This is a genomic window from Bacillus sp. 05T31 (assembly GCF_056396725.1).
Genome location: NZ_JBFTMA010001004.1, coordinates 1 through 1150 on the forward strand (window position 1 = coordinate 1; position 1150 = coordinate 1150).

At 34.1% G+C, this 1150-nt stretch carries 1 protein-coding gene and 1 pseudogene; one reads left to right on the top strand and one right to left on the bottom strand.

Annotated elements, in window-relative coordinates:
• Positions 1-557, bottom strand: a 557-nt coding sequence (locus AC1DJR_RS30725; protein ID WP_477004340.1) for an acyl-ACP desaturase, incomplete at its 3' end; no start/stop codon positions are given.
• Between the two features lie 478 nt (positions 558-1035).
• Between AC1DJR_RS30725 and AC1DJR_RS30730 the strand changes: the two are divergent.
• Positions 1036-1150, top strand: a pseudogene (locus AC1DJR_RS30730) (quorum-quenching N-acyl homoserine lactonase AiiA); the annotation flags it as partial.

Here is a 1150-nt window from a genome sequence, read left to right on the forward strand (position 1 = left end):
TTGCTTGCAAGACGGCGTAATAATGTAGCAAGATCTGGATCGTGCTTACTTGCAACCTTAGCTACATTATTGTAAAACACCATCGTTGCAAGTTCTTGTAGCGTCGTATACGTCATTGCTTCGATTGGTGTATGAAAATCAGGCTCAAATCCACCCTCAACGACTGACTTTCTTAATTCATGTATTCTCTTAGGGTTCACACTTCGAGTGAGCAGTAAATATGTCTCCAATAAATTCGAATGTTGATCCTCTTCTGAGGTCCAAGTATGAATAAARTCTGTAATAACAGAAAGGGAYCCTTTAAARGTCGCMGATAAATACGTTGTAAACCAYGGTAAATTCACTTCTGTTAATAAAGCTGTYTCAATRGCCGTAATTAMACCAGAAGGAAGAGTAACTTGACTTTCATCCCAAGGAACTCTTTTAAAGTCCATTCCCTTATCCCATGGTAAAAACTCATGATAACCCCAGTCTATCTTCTGCGCTCTTATTTTATGTTGTTCATACAGTTCTTTTAAACGTGGTTCTAATCGGAAATCTAAATCATTTGTTAGCATATATAAGTACCCCCTTTTCTTATCGTAGATAGTCATTCTATTTTTACATTCATTTTTATCCTTAAAAATTTTCTACAAATAAATATTACTTTCCTTTTTTTAAGCCCAATATAACAAATTTTTAACAAACCACTTTGAGAATGCTTTATTTGGGTGTTTTTGCCCATCCCCCAAAAAAGGAGAATAAGACAAAGTATACCAATGTGGAAAAGTAACTCTAAAATCAACCTTTGTTGTGTATTTTGAAGTTACTTGACGTTTACTTTTCTACGGAAAGGTGACACTTTTATCCTGTGCCTAAAGGTGGGCTGAATTCCTGCATAGGCTTTCCAGTATCACTGAATTTGTAATGAAAAGTTATGAACAATTGAAAAAATAATAGTTGAAATAATGAAAGGTGAGAAGGAGTTTATTTCTAATAAGCGAAATATTATATTGTATTGTTTTTTCCTAAATTATTTATAAAGGTGGATACATAATGACAGTAAAGAAGCTTTATTTCGTCCCAGCAGGTCGTTGTATGTTGGATCATTCTTCAGTTAATAGTACACTTACACCGGGTAAACTACTAAACTTACCTGTTTGGTGTTATC